Genomic DNA, 17,735 nt, shown 5'->3' on the forward strand with positions numbered 1-17,735 from the left:
GCCTGCGCGAGGCAGACGAACGGTCTGCCACAACTAATTACGTATCTCGCCTTTACCTCTCGAATTCCCAACTATCCTTAAGCGCAGGCCATCCAAAACAGGGGAGAGCCGGTACACCGGCGCACGGGTCATCGGGAGTAGCTTCCGTGGTTGTCCACTGCGGGAGAGTTCTGGGGGGTAAACAACGGCTGCCACTGTGGCTGTTGCCAGCATCGACTGAGTGATCCGGCGTCGGCTCCACGTATCGAGCGAGGTGACGTCATGAGTATCTTTAGCCACTTCCAACAACGCTTCGAATCCACACGCCAGGAAGAATTCTCTCTGCAGGAATACCTGGAACTGTGCAAAAAGGATCGCAGCGCCTATGTATCCGCTGCCGAACGTCTGCTGCTGGCGATTGGCGAACCGGAACTGCTCGACACCTCGACCAACTCGAGGCTGTCGCGCATCTTTTCCAACAAGGTGATCCGCCGCTATCCGGCCTTTGAAGACTTCCATGGGATGGAAGAATGCATCGACCAGATCGTCTCGTATTTCCGCCACGCCGCTCAGGGCCTGGAAGAGAAGAAACAGATCCTTTATCTGCTCGGCCCCGTCGGCGGCGGTAAATCGTCCCTGGCCGAGAAGCTGAAACAGCTGATTGAAAAAGTGCCCTTCTATGCGATCAAGGGTTCGCCGGTATTCGAATCGCCACTGGGTCTGTTCAACGCCACCGAAGATGGCGCGATCCTCGAAGAAGATTTCGGTATCCCGCGGCGCTACCTCAATACCATCATGTCGCCGTGGGCGACCAAGCGCCTGGCCGAATTCGGCGGCGATATCAGCCAGTTCCGCGTGGTCAAACTGTATCCGTCGATCCTTAATCAGATTGCCGTGGCCAAGACCGAACCGGGTGACGAAAACAACCAGGACATTTCCGCACTGGTCGGCAAGGTCGACATCCGTAAACTCGAGGAATACCCACAGAACGACGCCGACGCCTACAGCTATTCCGGTGCGCTGTGCCGGGCCAACCAGGGCCTGATGGAATTCGTCGAAATGTTCAAGGCACCGATCAAGGTGCTGCACCCGCTCCTGACGGCTACACAGGAAGGTAACTACAACAGCACCGAAGGCCTCGGCGCGATCCCGTTCACCGGGATCCTGCTCGCTCACTCCAACGAGTCGGAGTGGCACACCTTCCGCAACAACAAGAACAACGAAGCCTTTATCGACCGGATCTACATCGTCAAAGTGCCGTATTGCCTGCGTGTCAGCGACGAAGTGAAGATCTACGACAAACTGCTGTTCAACAGTTCTCTGGCCAAGGCGCACTGCGCGCCGGACACCCTGAAGATGCTGGCGCAGTTCACCGTGCTGTCGCGTCTCAAGGAGCCGGAAAACTCCAATATCTATTCGAAGATGCGCGTCTACGACGGCGAAAACCTCAAGGACACCGATCCGAAGGCCAAGTCGATTCAGGAATACCGCGACTCTGCCGGTGTCGACGAGGGCATGAACGGCCTGTCGACCCGCTTCGCCTTCAAGATTCTGTCCAAGGTATTCAACTTCGATCCGCATGAAATCGCCGCCAACCCGGTGCACCTGCTTTATGTGCTGGAACAGCAGATCGAACAGGAACAGTTCCAGGCCGAGACCCGCGAGCGCTATCTGCGTTATCTGAAGGAATACCTCGCGCCGCGCTACATCGAATTCATCGGCAAGGAAATCCAGACTGCCTACCTCGAGTCCTACAGCGAATACGGTCAGAACATCTTCGACCGCTACGTGCTCTACGCGGACTTCTGGATTCAGGATCAGGAATACCGCGATCCGGAAACCGGCGAAATCCTCAATCGCGTCGCGCTGAACGAAGAACTGGAGAAAATCGAAAAACCGGCCGGCATCAGCAATCCGAAGGATTTCCGCAACGAGATCGTCAACTTCGTCCTGCGCGCCCGGGCCAACAACAACGGAAAGAACCCGACGTGGCTCAGCTACGAAAAATTGCGGGTGGTCATCGAGAAGAAAATGTTCTCCAACACCGAAGACCTGCTGCCCGTCATCAGCTTCAACGCCAAGGCCAGCAAAGAGGATCAGCAAAAACACAACGACTTCGTTACACGCATGGTTGAACGTGGCTACACCGATAAACAGGTACGACTGCTGTCCGAATGGTACCTGCGGGTCCGCAAGTCGCAGTGAGGCAGCTGCAAGCTACAGGCCACAAGCTGCAAGAAAGAGCGCTCAACCCCTGAATCAGGGCCACTCGCTTCTACTTGCAGCTTGCAGCTCAAAACTTGAAGCTCCCCGGAGGGGCCTATGAGCTATGTGATCGACCGACGCCTCAATGGCAAGAACAAGAGCACGGTGAACCGTCAGCGTTTCCTGCGGCGTTACCGTGACCACATCAAGAAGGCCGTCGAAGAGGCGGTCAGCCGGCGTTCCATCACTGATATGGAACACGGCGAACAGATCAGCATTCCCGGTCGCGACATCGACGAACCGGTGCTTCACCACGGCCGCGGCGGCAAACAGACCGTGGTTCATCCGGGCAACAAGGAATTCACCGCCGGCGAACACATCGCCCGTCCGCCGGGCGGCGGTGGCGGACGCGGTCCGGGCAAGGCCGGCAACTCCGGCGAGGGCATGGACGAGTTTGTCTTCCAGATCACCCAGGAAGAATTCCTCGAATTCATGTTCGAAGACCTCGAACTGCCGAACCTGGTCAAGCGCAACCTCAGCGGCACCGACACCTTCAAGACCGTGCGCGCCGGGATCAGCAACGAAGGCAACCCGTCACGCATCAACATCATCCGTACCCTGCGCTCGGCCCATGCGCGGCGTATCGCCCTGTCCGGTAGCAGCCGGGCCAAGCTGCGCGAAGTCAAAGCGGAACTTGAACGTCTGAGACGCGAAGAGCCGGACAACTTCGGCGATATTCAGGAACTGGAAGCGGAAATCGAAAAACTCAGCGCGCGCATCCATCGCGTGCCATTCCTCGATACCTTCGACTTGAAGTACAACCTGCTGATCAAGCAACCGAACCCCAGCTCGAAAGCCGTGATGTTCTGCCTGATGGACGTTTCCGGCTCGATGACCCAGGCGACCAAGGACATCGCCAAGCGCTTCTTCATCCTTTTGTACCTGTTCCTCAAGCGCAACTACGACAAGATCGACGTGGTGTTCATCCGCCATCACACCAGCGCCCGGGAAGTCGATGAGGAAGAGTTCTTCTACTCGCGGGAAACCGGCGGCACCATCGTTTCCAGCGCGTTGAAACTGATGCAGGAGATCATGGCCGAGCGTTATCCGAGCAACGAGTGGAACATCTATGCCGCTCAGGCCTCCGACGGCGATAACTGGAACGATGACTCGCCGATCTGCCGCGACATCCTGATCAACCAGATCATGCCGTTCGTGCAGTACTACACTTACGTGGAGATTACCCCGCGCGAACATCAGGCCTTGTGGTACGAATATGAACGCATCGCCGAAGCCTTTTCTGACACGTTTGCCCAGCAGCAACTGGTCTCGGCCGGAGATATCTATCCGGTCTTCCGTGAACTCTTCCAGCGCAGGTTAGTGACATGACCGCCAAAGAGCAGAAGCGCCAACCCATTTCCACCGGCTCGGAATGGACGTTCGAGCTGATCCAGACCTACGACCGCGAGATCGCTCGGATTGCGGCCCGCTATGCGCTGGATACCTATCCCAACCAGATCGAAGTGATCACCGCCGAACAGATGATGGACGCCTATGCTTCGGTGGGCATGCCGCTGGGTTACCACCACTGGTCCTACGGCAAGCACTTCCTCAGCACCGAGAAATCCTACAGCCGCGGGCAGATGGGCCTGGCCTACGAGATTGTGATCAACTCCGATCCGTGCATTGCCTACCTGATGGAAGAGAACACCATTTGCATGCAGGCGCTGGTGGTGGCGCACGCTTGTTATGGTCACAACAGTTTCTTCAAGGGCAACTACCTGTTCCGCACCTGGACCGATGCCAGCTCGATCATCGACTATCTGGTGTTCGCCAAGCAGTACATCATGCAATGCGAGGAGCGCCACGGCATCGATGCGGTAGAAGACCTGCTCGATTCCTGCCATGCACTGATGAACTACGGGGTCGACCGTTACAAGCGTCCCTATCCGATCTCGGCCGAAGAAGAGCGGCGCCGGCAGAAGGATCGCGAAGAGCACATGCAGAAGCAGATCAACGATCTGTGGCGCACCATCCCCAAAGGCGCGGACAAGTACAGCGACAAGGACAGCGCTCGCTTCCCCGCCGAACCGCAGGAAAACATTCTTTACTTCATCGAGAAGCACGCGCCGCTGCTGGAACCTTGGCAGCGCGAGATCGTGCGGATCGTGCGCAAGATCGCCCAGTACTTTTATCCACAACGCCAGACTCAGGTGATGAACGAAGGCTGGGCGACGTTCTGGCACTACACCCTCATGAACGATCTGTACGACGAGGGGCTGGTCACCGACGGTTTCATGATGGAGTTCCTCACTTCGCACACCAGTGTGGTGTTCCAGCCGGGTTTTGACAGCCCCTATTACAGCGGCATCAACCCTTACGCACTGGGCTTTGCCATGTATCGTGACATTCGGCGCATGTGTGAGGAGCCTACCGAAGAGGACCGTCGCTGGTTCCCGGAAATCGCCGGGACCGATTGGCTGTCGACCATCAAGTTCGCCATGAGCAGCTTCAAGGATGAGAGTTTTATCCTGCAGTACCTTTCGCCGAAAGTGATTCGCGACCTGAAACTGTTCAGCATTCTCGACGATGATCAGAAAGACGATCTGCTCGTGCCTGCCATTCATGATGAAAGCGGCTATCGGATCATCCGCGAAACCCTGGCGGCGCAGTACAACCTCGGCAATCGTGAGCCGAACGTGCAGATCTATAGCATTGATCGCCGCGGCGACCGTTCGCTGACCCTGCGCCATCAGCAGCACGACCGCAAACCGCTGGGCGACTCCACTGATGAGGTGCTCAAACACCTGCACCGACTCTGGGGTTTCGACATTCACCTGGAAACCCTGCAGGGCGATCAGATCATGAAAACCCATCACGTTCCGCCTCGCAGCGAACACAGCGAAGGCGATTACGGTCGACTCGATCTGGCCGTGATTCACCTTTGAGCCGGTTCTGACCTCCGAAAGTCCGACACAAGGGTTATCCTGTCAGGCAAACGGAGGTTTTTTTATGCAGGTTTACAAGGTTGGCGGCGCGGTACGCGATCGCCTGTTGGGGTTGCCGGTCACCGATATCGACCGGGTCGTCGTCGGCGCAACGACCGAAGAAATGCTCGCTCAGGGCTTTCGCCCGGTTGGCGCGGATTTTCCGGTATTCCTGCACCCCAAAACCGGCGAGGAATACGCCCTGGCCCGTACGGAACGCAAGAGTGGCCGCGGTTATGGCGGTTTCACGTTTTACGCCAGCCCTGAAGTTACCCTCGAAGAAGACCTGGTCCGCCGCGACCTGACCATCAATGCCATGGCCGAAGACGATCAGCAGAATCTGACCGATCCATACCATGGCCAGCGCGATCTCGAAGCGCGAATCCTGCGCCATGTTTCCCCGGCATTCGCCGAAGATCCCTTGCGTGTGCTGCGCGTTGCCCGCTTCGCCGCGCGTTATGCCGGTCTTGGCTTTACCGTTGCGCCAGAAACCGTGGAGTTGATGCGCCAGCTCAGCGCCTCCGGTGAACTGCAGGCATTGACCGCTGAGCGCAGCTGGAAGGAAATTTCCCGAGCCTTGATGGAAGATCAGCCGCAGGTGTTCATTCAGGTGCTGCGTGACTGCGGCGCGTTGAACGTGCTGATGCCGGAGGTCGACGCACTGTTCGGCGTGCCGCAGCCGGAAACACACCACCCGGAGATCGACACCGGGCTGCACACCCTCAGCGTGCTGCAACAGGCCGCGCTGCACAAACAACCGCTGACGGTACGCTGGGCCTGTCTGCTGCACGATCTCGGTAAAGGACTGACGCCGCAAGAAGAGTGGCCTCGACACATTGCCCACGAGCACAGCGGATTGAAGCTGATCAAAGCAGTCAATGAGCGCTTCAAGGCACCAAAGGATTGCCAGGAATTGGCACTGCTGGTCGGCCATTACCACACCCATGGTCACCGGGCGCTGGAATTGAAGGCTTCGACACTGCTGGAGTTGCTGCAGAGTTTCGATGTGTATCGCCGCCCGCAGCGTTTTGAAGAGTTTATTGCAGCCTGCGAAATGGACGCTCGTGGACGCAAAGGTCTGGAACAGCGAAGTTATCCACAGGCAGATTATCTGCGCGGCGCCGCAACCGCAGCGCGCGGCGTAGCGGTGCAGCCGTTGCTGGAAAAGGGATTCACGGGACCGGCGCTGGGCGAAGCGCTGAAGCGCGAAAGACTAAAGGTGTTGAAAGCCTATAAAGACGCGGCGACTGCATAAAGCTTCGTCGGACCACAGCCCGGAGGCGACTCACTCTCACATTTTGGAACGCGTTCCTCTGTAGGAGTGAGCCTGCTCGCGATGGCGCCCTTGAACTCAGCGCAAATCCGGAGGCGTAAGCTGTTGCCCTCGCCACTCAAACCCCACCGGCGCCAGCACCTGATCAATCTGCGCCTCGGCCCATAGCGTTGCAAAAGTTTTGCCTACACCCGGATGAACCCGATCCGGAGCAATCAGTGACAACGGCCACAGCACGAACGCATTTTTCAAAATTTCCGCCCGTGGCAGCACCAGCCCATCGAAATTACCGGTCAGATCGCCATACAAAAGCACGTCGATATCCAGCGGCAAGCCTTTGCGATCCGGGGCATAGCGGCCGTTGTCCGCCTCGATGAATTTCAGTCGCCGATCCAGTTCCATCAGCGGCAGGTCGGTCTGCGCCGACACCACGAAATTGAAAAACGGACCGCTCTTGATACCGACCGGCTGACTTTCGAACACCGCCGAACAGCGGATATCCACCAGAAACGTCGCCAAAGCGTCGAGCCCGGCGCGCAAATGGGTTTCGCGGTCGATATTGCTACCGAGCCCGAGATAGACCTGAGTCAGCGACATCCGCGCTCGATCTCCACACCCACGCCGCCCTTGGCCGCAGGTACCGCGCCAGGCTTGGTCAATTTCAGCCGCACCCAGGTGATATTGAATTCGCCCATCAGCACTTCAACCAGACGCTCGGCGAATGTCTCGACCAGCTGAAACTGTGCCTGCTCGGCAAACGCCTGAATGCGCGCGGAAACACTGGCATAGTCGAGGGCCAGGGTCAGGTCGTCACCGGCGGCGGCCGGGCGATTGTCCCAGGCGAAGCTCAGATCAAGTCGCAGGCACTGGCGGATGCCGCGCTCCCAGTCATAGGCACCAATGACGGTGTCGACTTCCAGGCCCTCGATAAACACTCTGTCCAAGCACTTCTCTCCGCTGCACGACAAGGGCGCAATGCGCCGTTAGAATCAGGGCGTCCTCGCCCGGAATAGTTAGCATGTTTTGGTTACTGGCGACTCTCGCCTACCTGCTCGGCTCGCTGTCCTTCGCCATTTTGCTCAGCCGCCTGACCGGAAATCCGGATCCGCGAATGAGTGGCTCGGGCAATGCCGGCGCCACCAACATGCTGCGCCTGGCCGGTCGCAAACTGGCGATCCTGACCCTGCTGGGTGATCTATGCAAAGGCCTGCTGCCGGTACTGATCGCAGCGGCTGCGGGCCTCTCGGTGCAGGACCAGGCGTGGGTCGGCGTGTGCGCCGTGATCGGTCACCTGTTCCCGCTGTATTTCCGCTTCCGTGGCGGCAAAGGCGTCGCCACTGCTGCCGGCATGCTACTGGGGCTGTATCCGCCCGCCGCGCTGCTGGCCGTTTGCGCCTGGCTGCTGACGTTCTACCTGACCCGCACCAGCTCGCTGGCGGCACTGATTGCCACGCCGCTGACCCTGCCATTGCTGGCCTGGCAGGAACCGGCAGCGCTGCTGCCGATGAGCGCACTGACGCTGCTGATCGTCTGGCGCCACCGCGGCAATCTACGCGACCTGTTTGCCGGGCGCGAACGGCATTTCTAAATAACGCCGCCGAGCATCGTTCATCACAACGCCGACAACTGCTCCATCGGCCAGCGCGCCTGCACGCTGATCGCCAGGGTTTCCTGCTGACCGGCCTTCAGCCGCTGGCATCCGGCAAAGGCGATCATTGCGCCATTGTCGGTACAGAATTCCGGGCGCGCATAAAACACATCGCCCTTCATATCACCGAGCATTTTTTCCAGGGAAACCCGCAAAGCCTTGTTGGCACTGACGCCGCCGGCGATCACCAGACGCTTCATGCCCGCCTGTTTCAGTGCGCGCTTGCACTTGATGGTCAAAGTCTCCACCACGGCCTGCTGGAACGCCAGCGCGATGTCGCAACGGGCTTGCTCGTTGTCGTCCCCGGCGCCCACGCATTGCTGCCAGGCGTTGAGAGCAGAGGTTTTCAGACCGCTGAAGCTGAATTGCAGACCCGGGCGATCGCACATCGGACGCGGAAAGGTGAAACGTCCTGCGACTCCTTTCTCCGCCAATTTGGCGATTTCGGGTCCGCCCGGATAATTGAGGCCCATCATTTTTGCGGTTTTGTCGAACGCTTCGCCGGCGGCATCGTCAAGTGTCTCGCCGAGCAGGCTGTATTGGCCGATGCCGTCGACCTGAACCAGCTGCGTATGACCACCGGAAACCAACAAAGCGACGAACGGGAATTGCGGCGGTTTCGGCTCCAGCATCGGCGCCAGCAAGTGGCCTTCCATGTGGTGCACGCCGAGCGCCGGAATGCCCCAAGCGAACGCCAGCGCCTGGGCGCAGGAAGCACCGACCAGCAACGCCCCGACCAGGCCAGGACCTGCGGTATAGGCGATCGCATCGATCTCGGTGGGCACGCAGTCGGCCTCGGCCAACACCTGACGGATCAAGGGCAGCATGCGTTTGACGTGGTCACGCGAGGCCAGCTCGGGCACTACGCCGCCGTAAGCGCGGTGCAGGTCGATCTGGCTGAACAGCGCGTCGGCCAGCAGACCGCGTTCACTGTCATATAATGCGACGCCGGTTTCGTCGCAGGAGGTTTCTAATCCCAGTACTAGCATGGGTTTGCGCCTTGTTTAGGCTGAATTCGAAGGCGCGCATAATAGTCGCCGCGGGATGCCCCGACCAGCGGTTTTCGATCAGAGGCTTTGCATTCCGAGCGATGAGGGGTTAACATCCGCAACCCTTAAAAACCGACGTCTTCAAGTGCTCTTTTGCCGCGAGGATGTTGACCCCGGTAATGAATGAAGGTAGCTCTGGATGCCAGCCGTCAAAGTAAAAGAGAACGAACCCTTCGACGTAGCTCTGCGTCGTTTCAAGCGCTCCTGCGAAAAAGCCGGTGTACTGGCTGAAGTTCGTAGCCGCGAATTTTACGAGAAGCCAACTTCTGAGCGTAAGCGCAAGGCAGCAGCTGCTGTCAAGCGTCACGCCAAGAAAGTTCAGCGCGAACAGCGCCGCGCCGTTCGTCTGTACTAATACACAGACGTTCGTAGCAAGCTTCTTGCCTAAGCCCGGCTCACTGCCGGGCTAATGGCATTTGCGTAAAACGCTTGATGCTTCATCGTCGACGCCGCAGATGCGACCGAGACAAATCCGCTTCACCGCGTCAGGCCTGGCTTTTTTGCCAGCGGTGCACGTCTTTTCTGACGAGCCTTTCAAGGCTACTGACGAGCACACCCACTGATTCCTCTTACGACGATCAGCCCAAGGCACCTCATGCGTGCCCGCTTTATTGAGCTATCCGAGGCCTTTCACCGGCCGTCAGCGGACTCAGCGCAACACTTTCATATGGTCGAAGACTGATAGGTACTAACGTCAGTGGATTTTCGGCAGATACACTTCCCGACAGCGATCATGCAGACGACACCGGTCGAGCCGCACATTTTGCGCGCTTCCAACAAAGACCCGCGTCCGACAGCCTGTCGCAACGGACTTTTTGCAGCGCAGACGACGAGAACGCCATGGCCGGGCTGATACCCCAGAGCTTCATTGACGACCTGCTGAACCGCACCGACATCGTCGACGTGGTCAGCTCGCGCGTGCAATTGAAGAAGGCCGGCAAGAACTACACCGCCTGCTGCCCGTTTCACAAAGAGAAAACCCCGTCTTTCAGCGTCAGCCCCGACAAGCAGTTCTACTACTGCTTCGGCTGCGGCGCCGGCGGCAATGCCCTCGGCTTTCTCATGGATCACGACAATCTGGATTTCCCCCAGGCCGTCGAAGATCTGGCCAAAGCCGCCGGCATGGAAATTCCCCGCGAAGAAAGCGGCCGCGAGCGCAAGCCCCGCCAGCCGACCGACTCGCCGCTATACCCACTGTTGACCGCCGCCGCCGATTTTTACCGACAGGCGCTCAAGAGCCATCCCGCGCGTAAAGCCGCGGTCGATTACCTCAAGGGCCGCGGACTGACCGGCGAGATCGCCCGGGACTTCGGCCTCGGCTTTGCGCCGCCGGGCTGGGACAACCTGTTCAAGCATTTGAGCAGCGACACCCTGCAACAAAAGGCCATGATCGATGCCGGCCTGCTGATCGAGAACGCCGAAACCGGCAAACGCTACGACCGCTTCCGCGATCGCGTGATGTTCCCGATCCGCGACACCCGCGGCCGGATCATCGCCTTCGGCGGCCGCGTGCTGGGTGACGACAAACCCAAGTACCTGAACTCCCCGGAAACCCCGGTATTTCATAAAGGCCAGGAACTCTACGGCCTTTATGAAGCCCGCAAGAATAATCGCAACCTTGACGAGATCATCGTCGTCGAAGGTTACATGGACGTCATCGCCCTCGCCCAGCAAGGCCTGCGCAATGCCGTCGCGACGCTCGGCACCGCCACCAGCGAAGAACATCTGAAGCGGCTTTTCCGCGTCGTACCGAACGTGCTGTTCTGCTTCGACGGCGACCAGGCTGGCCGTAACGCTGCCTGGCGAGCACTGGAAGCCACCCTGCCCTGCCTGCAGGACGGCCGTCGTGCGCGGTTCCTGTTTCTGCCCGAAGGTGAAGACCCGGACACTCTGGTTCGCGCCGAGGGCACCGATGCCTTCAAGGCACGAATCAATCAGCATGCGCAGCCGCTGGCCGATTATTTTTTCCAGCAACTCACCGAAGAAGCTGATCCGCGCTCGCTCGAAGGCAAGGCCCACATGGCCACCCTCGCCGCCCCGCTGATCGATAAAGTTCCGGGTGCCAACCTGCGTATTCTGATGCGTCAGCGCCTGAGCGAAATCACTGGACTGAGCAGCGAAACCGTCAGCCAGCTCGCGCAAAGCGCCCCCCAGGAAGCGCCACCCGCCTACGATCCCGGCATCGATTACGACGCCATGCCGGACTACAGCGACTACCATCAGCCGCAGGCACAGGACATGTATGTGCCCCAGCAGGAGTGGACGCCAAAGAAACCCGGCGCCGGCGGCAAGAAGTGGGACAAGAAACCCTGGGACAAGAACGGCAAGCGTGGCGGCGATCGTGATCAGCAGCGTCCGCGCACGCCAATCGGTGTCGAGTCGCCGACTCTGACAGCCCTGCGCACACTGCTTCATCACCCGCAATTGGCCAAGCGCGTCGAAGATGCCGGTCATATCGCCGACGAAAATCAGACCAATGCCCAGTTACTTGTGGCACTGCTCGAAGCCGTACAGAAGAATCCCCAGCTAAACTCATTTCAGTTGATCGCGCGATGGCACGGCACTGAACAGGGACGCTTGCTCAAGGCACTGGCAGAAAAGGAGTGGCTGATTGACGGAGAGAACCTTGAACAACAGTTTTTCGACACCATTACTAGCTTGTCAGCCCGCCAACGCGAGCGAAATCTCGAACAGTTACTCAGGAAAGCGCGGCAAAGCGAACTGAGCGTCGAAGAGAAAAATCAACTGCGCGACCTTTTAAGTCGCAATGTTTCCGCATCAAACCCGACCTCAACTGGCGCGTGAGGTCATAGCTCAGGTATAATCCTCGGCTTGTTTTTTGCCCGCCAAGACCTTCAGTGGATAGGGTGTTATGTCCGGAAAAGCGCAACAGCAGTCTCGTATTATTGAGTTGATCAAACTGGGTCGTGAGCAGAAGTATCTGACTTACGCCGAGGTCAACGACCACCTGCCCGAGGATATTTCAGATCCTGAGCAGGTGGAAGACATCATCCGCATGATCAACGACATGGGGATCCCCGTACACGAGAGTGCTCCGGATGCGGACGCCCTTATGTTGGCCGACGCCGATACCGACGAGGCCGCTGCGGAAGAAGCAGCCGCTGCGTTGGCAGCGGTGGAGACCGATATCGGTCGCACCACTGACCCTGTGCGCATGTATATGCGTGAAATGGGTACGGTAGAGCTTCTGACTCGTGAAGGCGAAATCGAAATCGCCAAGCGGATCGAAGAAGGCATTCGTGAAGTGATGAGCGCGATCGCGCACTTCCCTGGCACGGTTGACCACATTCTCTCCGAGTACACGCGTGTCACCACCGAAGGTGGTCGCCTGTCCGACGTGCTGAGCGGTTACATCGACCCGGACGACGGCATTGCGCCGCCGGCGGCAGAAGTGCCGCCGCCGGTTGACCCGAAGGCCGTCAAGGCCGACGACGATACCGACGACGATGATGCCGAAGCTTCCGATGACGAAGAAGAAGCCGAAAGTGGTCCGGATCCGGTCGTCGCTGCGCAGCGTTTTGGCGCCGTCGCCGACCAGATGGAAATCACCCGCAAGGCCCTGAAAAAGCACGGTCGCAACAACAAGGCAGCGATTGCCGAGTTGCTCGCACTGGCCGAGCTGTTCATGCCGATCAAACTGGTGCCGAAGCAATTCGAAGGCCTGGTCGAGCGTGTTCGCAGCGCCCTGGATCGCCTGCGTCAGCAAGAGCGCGCGATCATGCAATTGTGCGTACGTGATGCACGTATGCCGCGCGCCGATTTCCTGCGTCAGTTCCCGGGCAACGAAGTCGACGAAAGCTGGTCCGACGCCCTGGCCAAAGGCAAGAGCAAGTACGCCGAAGCCATCGGTCGCGTACAGCCGGACATCATTCGTTGCCAGCAGAAACTGATCGCGCTGGAAACCGAAACCGGTCTGACCATCGCAGAAATCAAGGACATCAACCGTCGCATGTCGATCGGTGAGGCCAAGGCCCGCCGCGCGAAGAAAGAGATGGTTGAAGCCAACCTGCGTCTGGTGATCTCGATCGCCAAGAAGTACACCAACCGCGGCCTGCAATTCCTCGATCTGATTCAGGAAGGCAACATCGGCCTGATGAAAGCGGTGGACAAGTTCGAATACCGTCGTGGTTACAAGTTCTCGACTTATGCCACCTGGTGGATCCGTCAGGCGATCACTCGCTCGATCGCCGACCAGGCCCGCACCATCCGTATTCCGGTGCACATGATCGAGACGATCAACAAGCTCAACCGCATTTCCCGGCAGATGTTGCAGGAAATGGGTCGCGAACCGACCCCGGAAGAGCTGGGCGAACGCATGGAAATGCCTGAGGACAAGATCCGCAAGGTATTGAAGATCGCTAAAGAGCCGATCTCCATGGAAACCCCGATCGGTGATGACGAAGACTCCCATCTGGGCGACTTCATCGAAGACTCGACCATGCAGTCGCCAATCGATGTCGCCACCGTTGAGAGCCTCAAAGAAGCGACTCGCGAAGTACTGTCCGGCCTCACTGCTCGTGAAGCCAAGGTTCTGCGCATGCGTTTCGGTATCGACATGAACACCGACCACACGCTCGAAGAGGTGGGCAAACAGTTTGACGTAACGCGTGAGCGGATCCGTCAGATCGAAGCCAAGGCGCTGCGCAAGCTGCGCCACCCGACGCGAAGCGAGCATCTGCGCTCCTTCCTCGACGAGTGATACCAGAACCCCCGGCCCAGGCCGGGGGTTTTGTTTATATGGCAGATTAAATTCTCCGCACCGCCCCTCCCCCGCCTACCGCGTCTACACTCGAACCAATCATCCCCGAGCCATAACGAGAGCGTTATGCACAGATTGGCGCCCGTGCTTTTTTTGCTGTCACTGATGATCTGGACCGCAACGGCTGACGCGCTGACTCTGACCGATGAAGAACGCAGCTGGCTGGCGGCGCACCCGGACTTGCGACTGGGTGTCGACGCGTCGTGGCCACCTTTCGAGTTTCGTGACGATCAGAACCGCTATCAGGGCTTGGCGGCCGACTATATCGAGGTAATCCGCCAACGCCTGGCGGTCAAATTGACGCCCATCGAGCCGGTCAGTTGGACAGTGGTGCTGGAGCAGGTGAAAGGCGGCAAGATCGATCTGCTGCCCGGCATCATGTCGACACCCGAACGCCAAACCTTTCTATCGTTCACTCGCCCTTACCTGGACTTTCCGATCGTCATCCTCGCCCATGTTGGTGGCGCACAGCCGCGCAAAATCGGCGACTTGTACGGTTTGAAAATCGCTGTGGTTGAAAATTATGCTCCGCACGAACTCCTGCGCACTCATCATCCGGATCTGAATCTGGTAGCCATGCCCAACGTCAGCTCGGCGCTGCAGGCACTGGCCACCGATGAGGTCGACGCGGTCGTCGGCGATCTCGCATCCAGTGTCTGGAGCCTGCGCCAGCTCAAGCTCGACGGCCTCTATGTCAGCGGTGAAACCCCTTATCGCTATCAATTGGCAATGGCCGTGCCACGTGACAACAAGGTGTTGGTGGGAATTCTCGATAAAGTCCTCGCCGACATGAGTCCGGATGAAATCAACAGCATTCAGGAGCAATGGGTCGGCAACGTACTCGATCACCGGACATTCTGGTCGGATCTGTTGATCTACGGTTTGCCAGGACTACTGCTGCTCGTGACTATTCTTGCCGTGGTCATACGCATCAATCGCCGTTTGAGCTCGGAGATTGCCCGGCGCATCGACCTCGAACAGGAATTGCGCAGCAGCGAGTATCACTATCGCGGCCTGGTGGAGAGCCTGTCGGCCATTGCCTGGGAAGCGCGGATGAGCGACTTCACCTACAGCTATGTCTCGCCCCATGCCGAAGACTTGCTTGGCTATCCGCAATCTCACTGGTTGATACCAGGCTTCTGGCACAACATCATTCACCCGGCCGATTTGACGCGCACACAGAATTACTGCAAAGAAGCCTTGAGAGAGGGCCGCGATCACATCGTCGATTATCGAGTGATCACCGCCGACGGCCGCTGCCTCTGGGTGCGCGACATCGTCAGCCTGATTGAACATGGCCATGAACCGGTGATGCGCGGCTTGATGATCGACATCAGCGAAATCAAGCGTACCGAAGAAGCGCTGCGTCTTTCAGAACAAAAATTCGCCTCGGTCTTCGAACAGTGCCCGGATATTCTGGTGATCGCGCGCCTGTCCGATGGCTGCCTGCTGGAAGTCAACGAAGCGTTTGAAGAGCAGATCGGACTGAAAGCCAGGGACGTCCTCGGGCAGACCGCGACCGATCTTAATATCTGGGGAATTCCTGGCGTCGGCCCGGGGCTGCTCCAGCGGTTGCAGGCGGGCAGCATCCGCAATCTGGAGATGCCATTTCGTCGAAACAACGGCCAAGTGTTCACCGGTCTGATTTCCGCCGAGCCATTCGATCTCGACGCCACTGCCGCGCTGGTTGTCGTTGTACGCGACATCACTCAGCTCAAGGAAACCCAGCAGCAGTTGCAAACCTCTGAAGAAAAATTCGCCAAGGCTTTCCACGCTTCACCGGACGGCTTGCTGCTGTCGCGTCAGAGCGATGGTCTGCTGCTGGAGGTCAACGAGGGCTTCAGCCGCATTACCGGCTTTAACAGCGCCATGTCGGTAGACCGCTCGACGCTTGATCTGGGCATCTGGGTCAATCTCAATGAGCGCAAACAGATGCTCGACTTGCTGCAGCGCGACGGCTTCGTCCGCGACTTCACCTGTCATATACGCCGCAGTGACGGGCAGATTCGCCTTTGCGAAGTGTCCAGTCGTCCGCTGCCGATCGGCGAAGAAGACTGCATGCTGACCATCGCCCGCGACATCACCGAACGCCATCTGATGCAGGAAAAACTGCAGCAGGCCGCCACCGTATTCGAAAGCACCGCCGAGGGCGTGCTGATCACCGATACCCAGCAGCACATCAGCGCGGTCAACCGCGCCTTCACTGAGATCACCGGTTACAGCGAAAGCGAAGCGCTTGGTCATACCCCGCGCCTGCTCGCTTCCGGCCTGCATGACAGCGCCTTTTACGCGGCGATGTGGCACCAGTTGACGGCCGAAGGTCACTGGCAAGGCGAGATCTCCAACCGGCGCAAAAATGGCGAGTTGTACCCGAGCTGGCTGACCATCAGTGCGGTGCGCAATCGCGACAAGTTCATTACTCACTTCGTCGCGGTGTTCGCTGATATTTCCAGCCTCAAGCACGCCCAGGCCAAGCTCGATTACCAGGCGCATCACGACCCGCTGACTGGCCTGCCAAACCGCACATTGTTTGAAAGTCGTTTGCAGATGGCGCTCAATGGTCAACAGGAAAACGGCGGTCAGGGCGCCGTGCTGTTTCTCGATCTCGACCGTTTCAAACACATCAACGACAGCCTCGGCCATCCGGTCGGCGACCTGCTGCTCAAGGGCATCGCCATTCGCTTGAAAGAGCAACTGCGCGATATCGATACCGTTGCGCGCCTGGGCGGCGATGAATTCATCATCCTGCTGCCCGGCCTGCAACAGGCCAGTGATGCCGACAACATCGCCAGCAAGCTGCTCAACTGCTTTGGCGCACCGTTCCAGGCGGGTGAACACGAGTTCTTTATCAGCGCCAGCATCGGCACCAGCCTGTATCCGCGTGACGGCTGCGATGTTGCCACACTGGTGAAGAACGCCGACGCGGCGATGTATCGCTCCAAGGCCAAGGGCCGCAACCGTGTTGAAAGCTACACCCGCGACCTCACCGCCCAGGCCAGCGAACGCGTTGCGCTTGAACACGAACTGCGCCGCGCCATCGAGCGCGACGAACTGTTCCTGTATTACCAACCAAAGATCAGCCTCGCCGACCATCGCCTGGTCGGCGCCGAAGCGCTGATCCGCTGGCGTCACCCGACGTTCGGCGACGTACCGCCCGAACACTTCATTCCGCTGGCCGAAGAAAACGGCATGATCCTGCAGATCGGTGACTGGGTGCTCGAGACGGCGTGCCGGCAGATGTTCGAATGGAATCAGGTCTACGACAGCCTCGGCCCGTTGTCGGTAAACCTCGCTGGCGCACAGTTGCGCCAGCCGAACCTGCTCGGACGTATCGAACAACTGCTCAAGGACAACCGCCTCCAGCCGGATTTACTGCAACTGGAAATTACCGAGAATTTCATCATGAGTCAGGCCGAAGAGGCGCTGGCCGTGCTGCACCAGCTCAAACACCTTGGCGTGCAACTGGCAATCGACGACTTCGGCACCGGTTATTCCTCGCTCAGCTACCTCAAGCGTCTGCCGCTGGACATTCTCAAGATCGACCAGTCATTCGTCCGCGGCCTGCCCGACGATCCCCATGATGCGGCCATTGTGCGGGCCATCATCGCACTGGGCCGAAGCATGCAATTCACCGTCATCGCCGAGGGCGTCGAAACCCAGGCACAACAACAATTCCTCGCCGCCGAAGGCTGCGAACAGATCCAGGGCTACATCGTCAGCCTGCCCCTGCCACCGGAAGAATTCGCTGCAACGTTTCTGCGTGTAACCGTATCGGATTTTTCGGATAGCACAGCCGAGAAACCGTCGCTATAAT

At 58.7% G+C, this 17,735-nt stretch carries 12 protein-coding genes; 9 read left to right on the plus strand and 3 right to left on the minus strand.

The window, feature by feature from the left end; genetic code table 11:
* Window positions 1-261 precede the first annotated feature (261 nt).
* From ACGSLL_RS05360 to ACGSLL_RS05375, 4 genes are all read left to right on the plus strand, one after another.
* Window positions 262-2,184, plus strand: coding sequence for a PrkA family serine protein kinase (locus tag ACGSLL_RS05360; RefSeq protein ID WP_090286853.1), 1,923 nt, complete (start codon window positions 262-264; stop codon window positions 2,182-2,184).
* 117 nt (window positions 2,185-2,301) lie between these two features.
* Window positions 2,302-3,573: a YeaH/YhbH family protein gene (locus tag ACGSLL_RS05365; RefSeq protein WP_090286856.1), complete on the plus strand. Its 1,272-nt coding sequence runs from the start codon at window positions 2,302-2,304 to the stop codon at window positions 3,571-3,573.
* Complete coding sequence (locus ACGSLL_RS05370) at window positions 3,570-5,132, plus strand: SpoVR family protein (RefSeq protein WP_394503888.1); 1,563 nt, start codon at window positions 3,570-3,572, stop codon at window positions 5,130-5,132. The genes ACGSLL_RS05365 and ACGSLL_RS05370 overlap by 4 nt, the downstream gene beginning before the upstream one ends.
* Window positions 5,133-5,196: 64 nt before the next feature.
* Window positions 5,197-6,426, plus strand: a complete 1,230-nt coding sequence (locus tag ACGSLL_RS05375; protein ID WP_394503890.1) for a multifunctional CCA addition/repair protein — start codon at window positions 5,197-5,199, stop codon at window positions 6,424-6,426.
* A 96-nt stretch (window positions 6,427-6,522) separates the two neighbouring features.
* Here the strand turns inward: ACGSLL_RS05375 and folK are convergent, their stop codons facing one another.
* Window positions 6,523-7,041 (minus strand): 2-amino-4-hydroxy-6-hydroxymethyldihydropteridine diphosphokinase, encoded by a 519-nt coding sequence (gene folK, locus ACGSLL_RS05380; protein WP_394503892.1) that lies wholly within the window; start codon window positions 7,039-7,041, stop codon window positions 6,523-6,525.
* Complete coding sequence (gene folB, locus ACGSLL_RS05385; protein WP_394503894.1) at window positions 7,032-7,388, minus strand: dihydroneopterin aldolase; 357 nt, start codon at window positions 7,386-7,388, stop codon at window positions 7,032-7,034. Before folB ends, folK begins: the two co-directional genes overlap by 10 nt.
* A 74-nt stretch (window positions 7,389-7,462) precedes the next feature.
* On the opposite strand from folB, the gene plsY reads away from it, so the two are divergent.
* On the plus strand, window positions 7,463-8,032 hold the full coding sequence (plsY, locus tag ACGSLL_RS05390; RefSeq protein WP_394503897.1) for a glycerol-3-phosphate 1-O-acyltransferase PlsY: 570 nt from the start codon (window positions 7,463-7,465) through the stop codon (window positions 8,030-8,032).
* A 23-nt stretch (window positions 8,033-8,055) separates the two neighbouring features.
* Here plsY and tsaD read toward each other — a convergent pair whose 3' ends face one another.
* Window positions 8,056-9,081, minus strand: coding sequence for a tRNA (adenosine(37)-N6)-threonylcarbamoyltransferase complex transferase subunit TsaD (tsaD, locus tag ACGSLL_RS05395; protein ID WP_394503899.1), 1,026 nt, complete (start codon window positions 9,079-9,081; stop codon window positions 8,056-8,058).
* A gap of 199 nt (window positions 9,082-9,280) precedes the next feature.
* Between tsaD and rpsU the strand changes: the two genes are divergently transcribed.
* The 4 genes from rpsU (at window position 9,281) to ACGSLL_RS05415 (ending at window position 17,734) form a co-directional block, all read left to right on the plus strand.
* Entirely contained in the window at window positions 9,281-9,496 is a 216-nt protein-coding gene (rpsU, locus tag ACGSLL_RS05400) for a 30S ribosomal protein S21 (RefSeq protein WP_002551877.1), read from the plus strand.
* 485 nt (window positions 9,497-9,981) lie between these two features.
* Complete coding sequence (gene dnaG / locus ACGSLL_RS05405; RefSeq protein WP_093097779.1) at window positions 9,982-11,946, plus strand: DNA primase; 1,965 nt, start codon at window positions 9,982-9,984, stop codon at window positions 11,944-11,946.
* Between the two features lie 67 nt (window positions 11,947-12,013).
* Window positions 12,014-13,861 carry an RNA polymerase sigma factor RpoD gene (gene rpoD / locus ACGSLL_RS05410; protein ID WP_394503902.1) on the plus strand — a complete coding sequence of 616 codons (1,848 nt, stop codon included), beginning with the start codon at window positions 12,014-12,016 and terminating at the stop codon, window positions 13,859-13,861.
* A 126-nt stretch (window positions 13,862-13,987) separates the two neighbouring features.
* Window positions 13,988-17,734, plus strand: coding sequence for a bifunctional diguanylate cyclase/phosphodiesterase (locus ACGSLL_RS05415; protein ID WP_394503904.1), 3,747 nt, complete (start codon window positions 13,988-13,990; stop codon window positions 17,732-17,734).
* Window position 17,735: the final 1 nt, after the last annotated feature.

The sequence above is a fragment of the Pseudomonas retamae genome, assembly GCF_043496865.1.
GTDB classification, from domain to species: Bacteria; Pseudomonadota; Gammaproteobacteria; order Pseudomonadales; family Pseudomonadaceae; genus Aquipseudomonas; species Aquipseudomonas retamae.

Bases quoted from the DNA above. Each gene is read 5' to 3' on its own strand.
- ACGSLL_RS05360 (WP_090286853.1), top strand. From the start codon at position 262: ATGAGTATCTTTAGCCACTTCCAACAACGCTTCGAATCCACACGCCAG.
- ACGSLL_RS05365 (WP_090286856.1), top strand. From the start codon at position 2,302: ATGAGCTATGTGATCGACCGACGCCTCAATGGCAAGAACAAGAGCACG.
- ACGSLL_RS05370 (WP_394503888.1), top strand. From the start codon at position 3,570: ATGACCGCCAAAGAGCAGAAGCGCCAACCCATTTCCACCGGCTCGGAA.
- ACGSLL_RS05375 (WP_394503890.1), top strand. From the start codon at position 5,197: ATGCAGGTTTACAAGGTTGGCGGCGCGGTACGCGATCGCCTGTTGGGG.
- folK (WP_394503892.1), bottom strand. From the start codon at position 7,041: ATGTCGCTGACTCAGGTCTATCTCGGGCTCGGTAGCAATATCGACCGC.
- plsY (WP_394503897.1), top strand. From the start codon at position 7,463: ATGTTTTGGTTACTGGCGACTCTCGCCTACCTGCTCGGCTCGCTGTCC.
- tsaD (WP_394503899.1), bottom strand. From the start codon at position 9,081: ATGCTAGTACTGGGATTAGAAACCTCCTGCGACGAAACCGGCGTCGCA.
- rpsU (WP_002551877.1), top strand. From the start codon at position 9,281: ATGCCAGCCGTCAAAGTAAAAGAGAACGAACCCTTCGACGTAGCTCTG.
- dnaG (WP_093097779.1), top strand. From the start codon at position 9,982: ATGGCCGGGCTGATACCCCAGAGCTTCATTGACGACCTGCTGAACCGC.
- rpoD (WP_394503902.1), top strand. From the start codon at position 12,014: ATGTCCGGAAAAGCGCAACAGCAGTCTCGTATTATTGAGTTGATCAAA.
- ACGSLL_RS05415 (WP_394503904.1), top strand. From the start codon at position 13,988: ATGCACAGATTGGCGCCCGTGCTTTTTTTGCTGTCACTGATGATCTGG.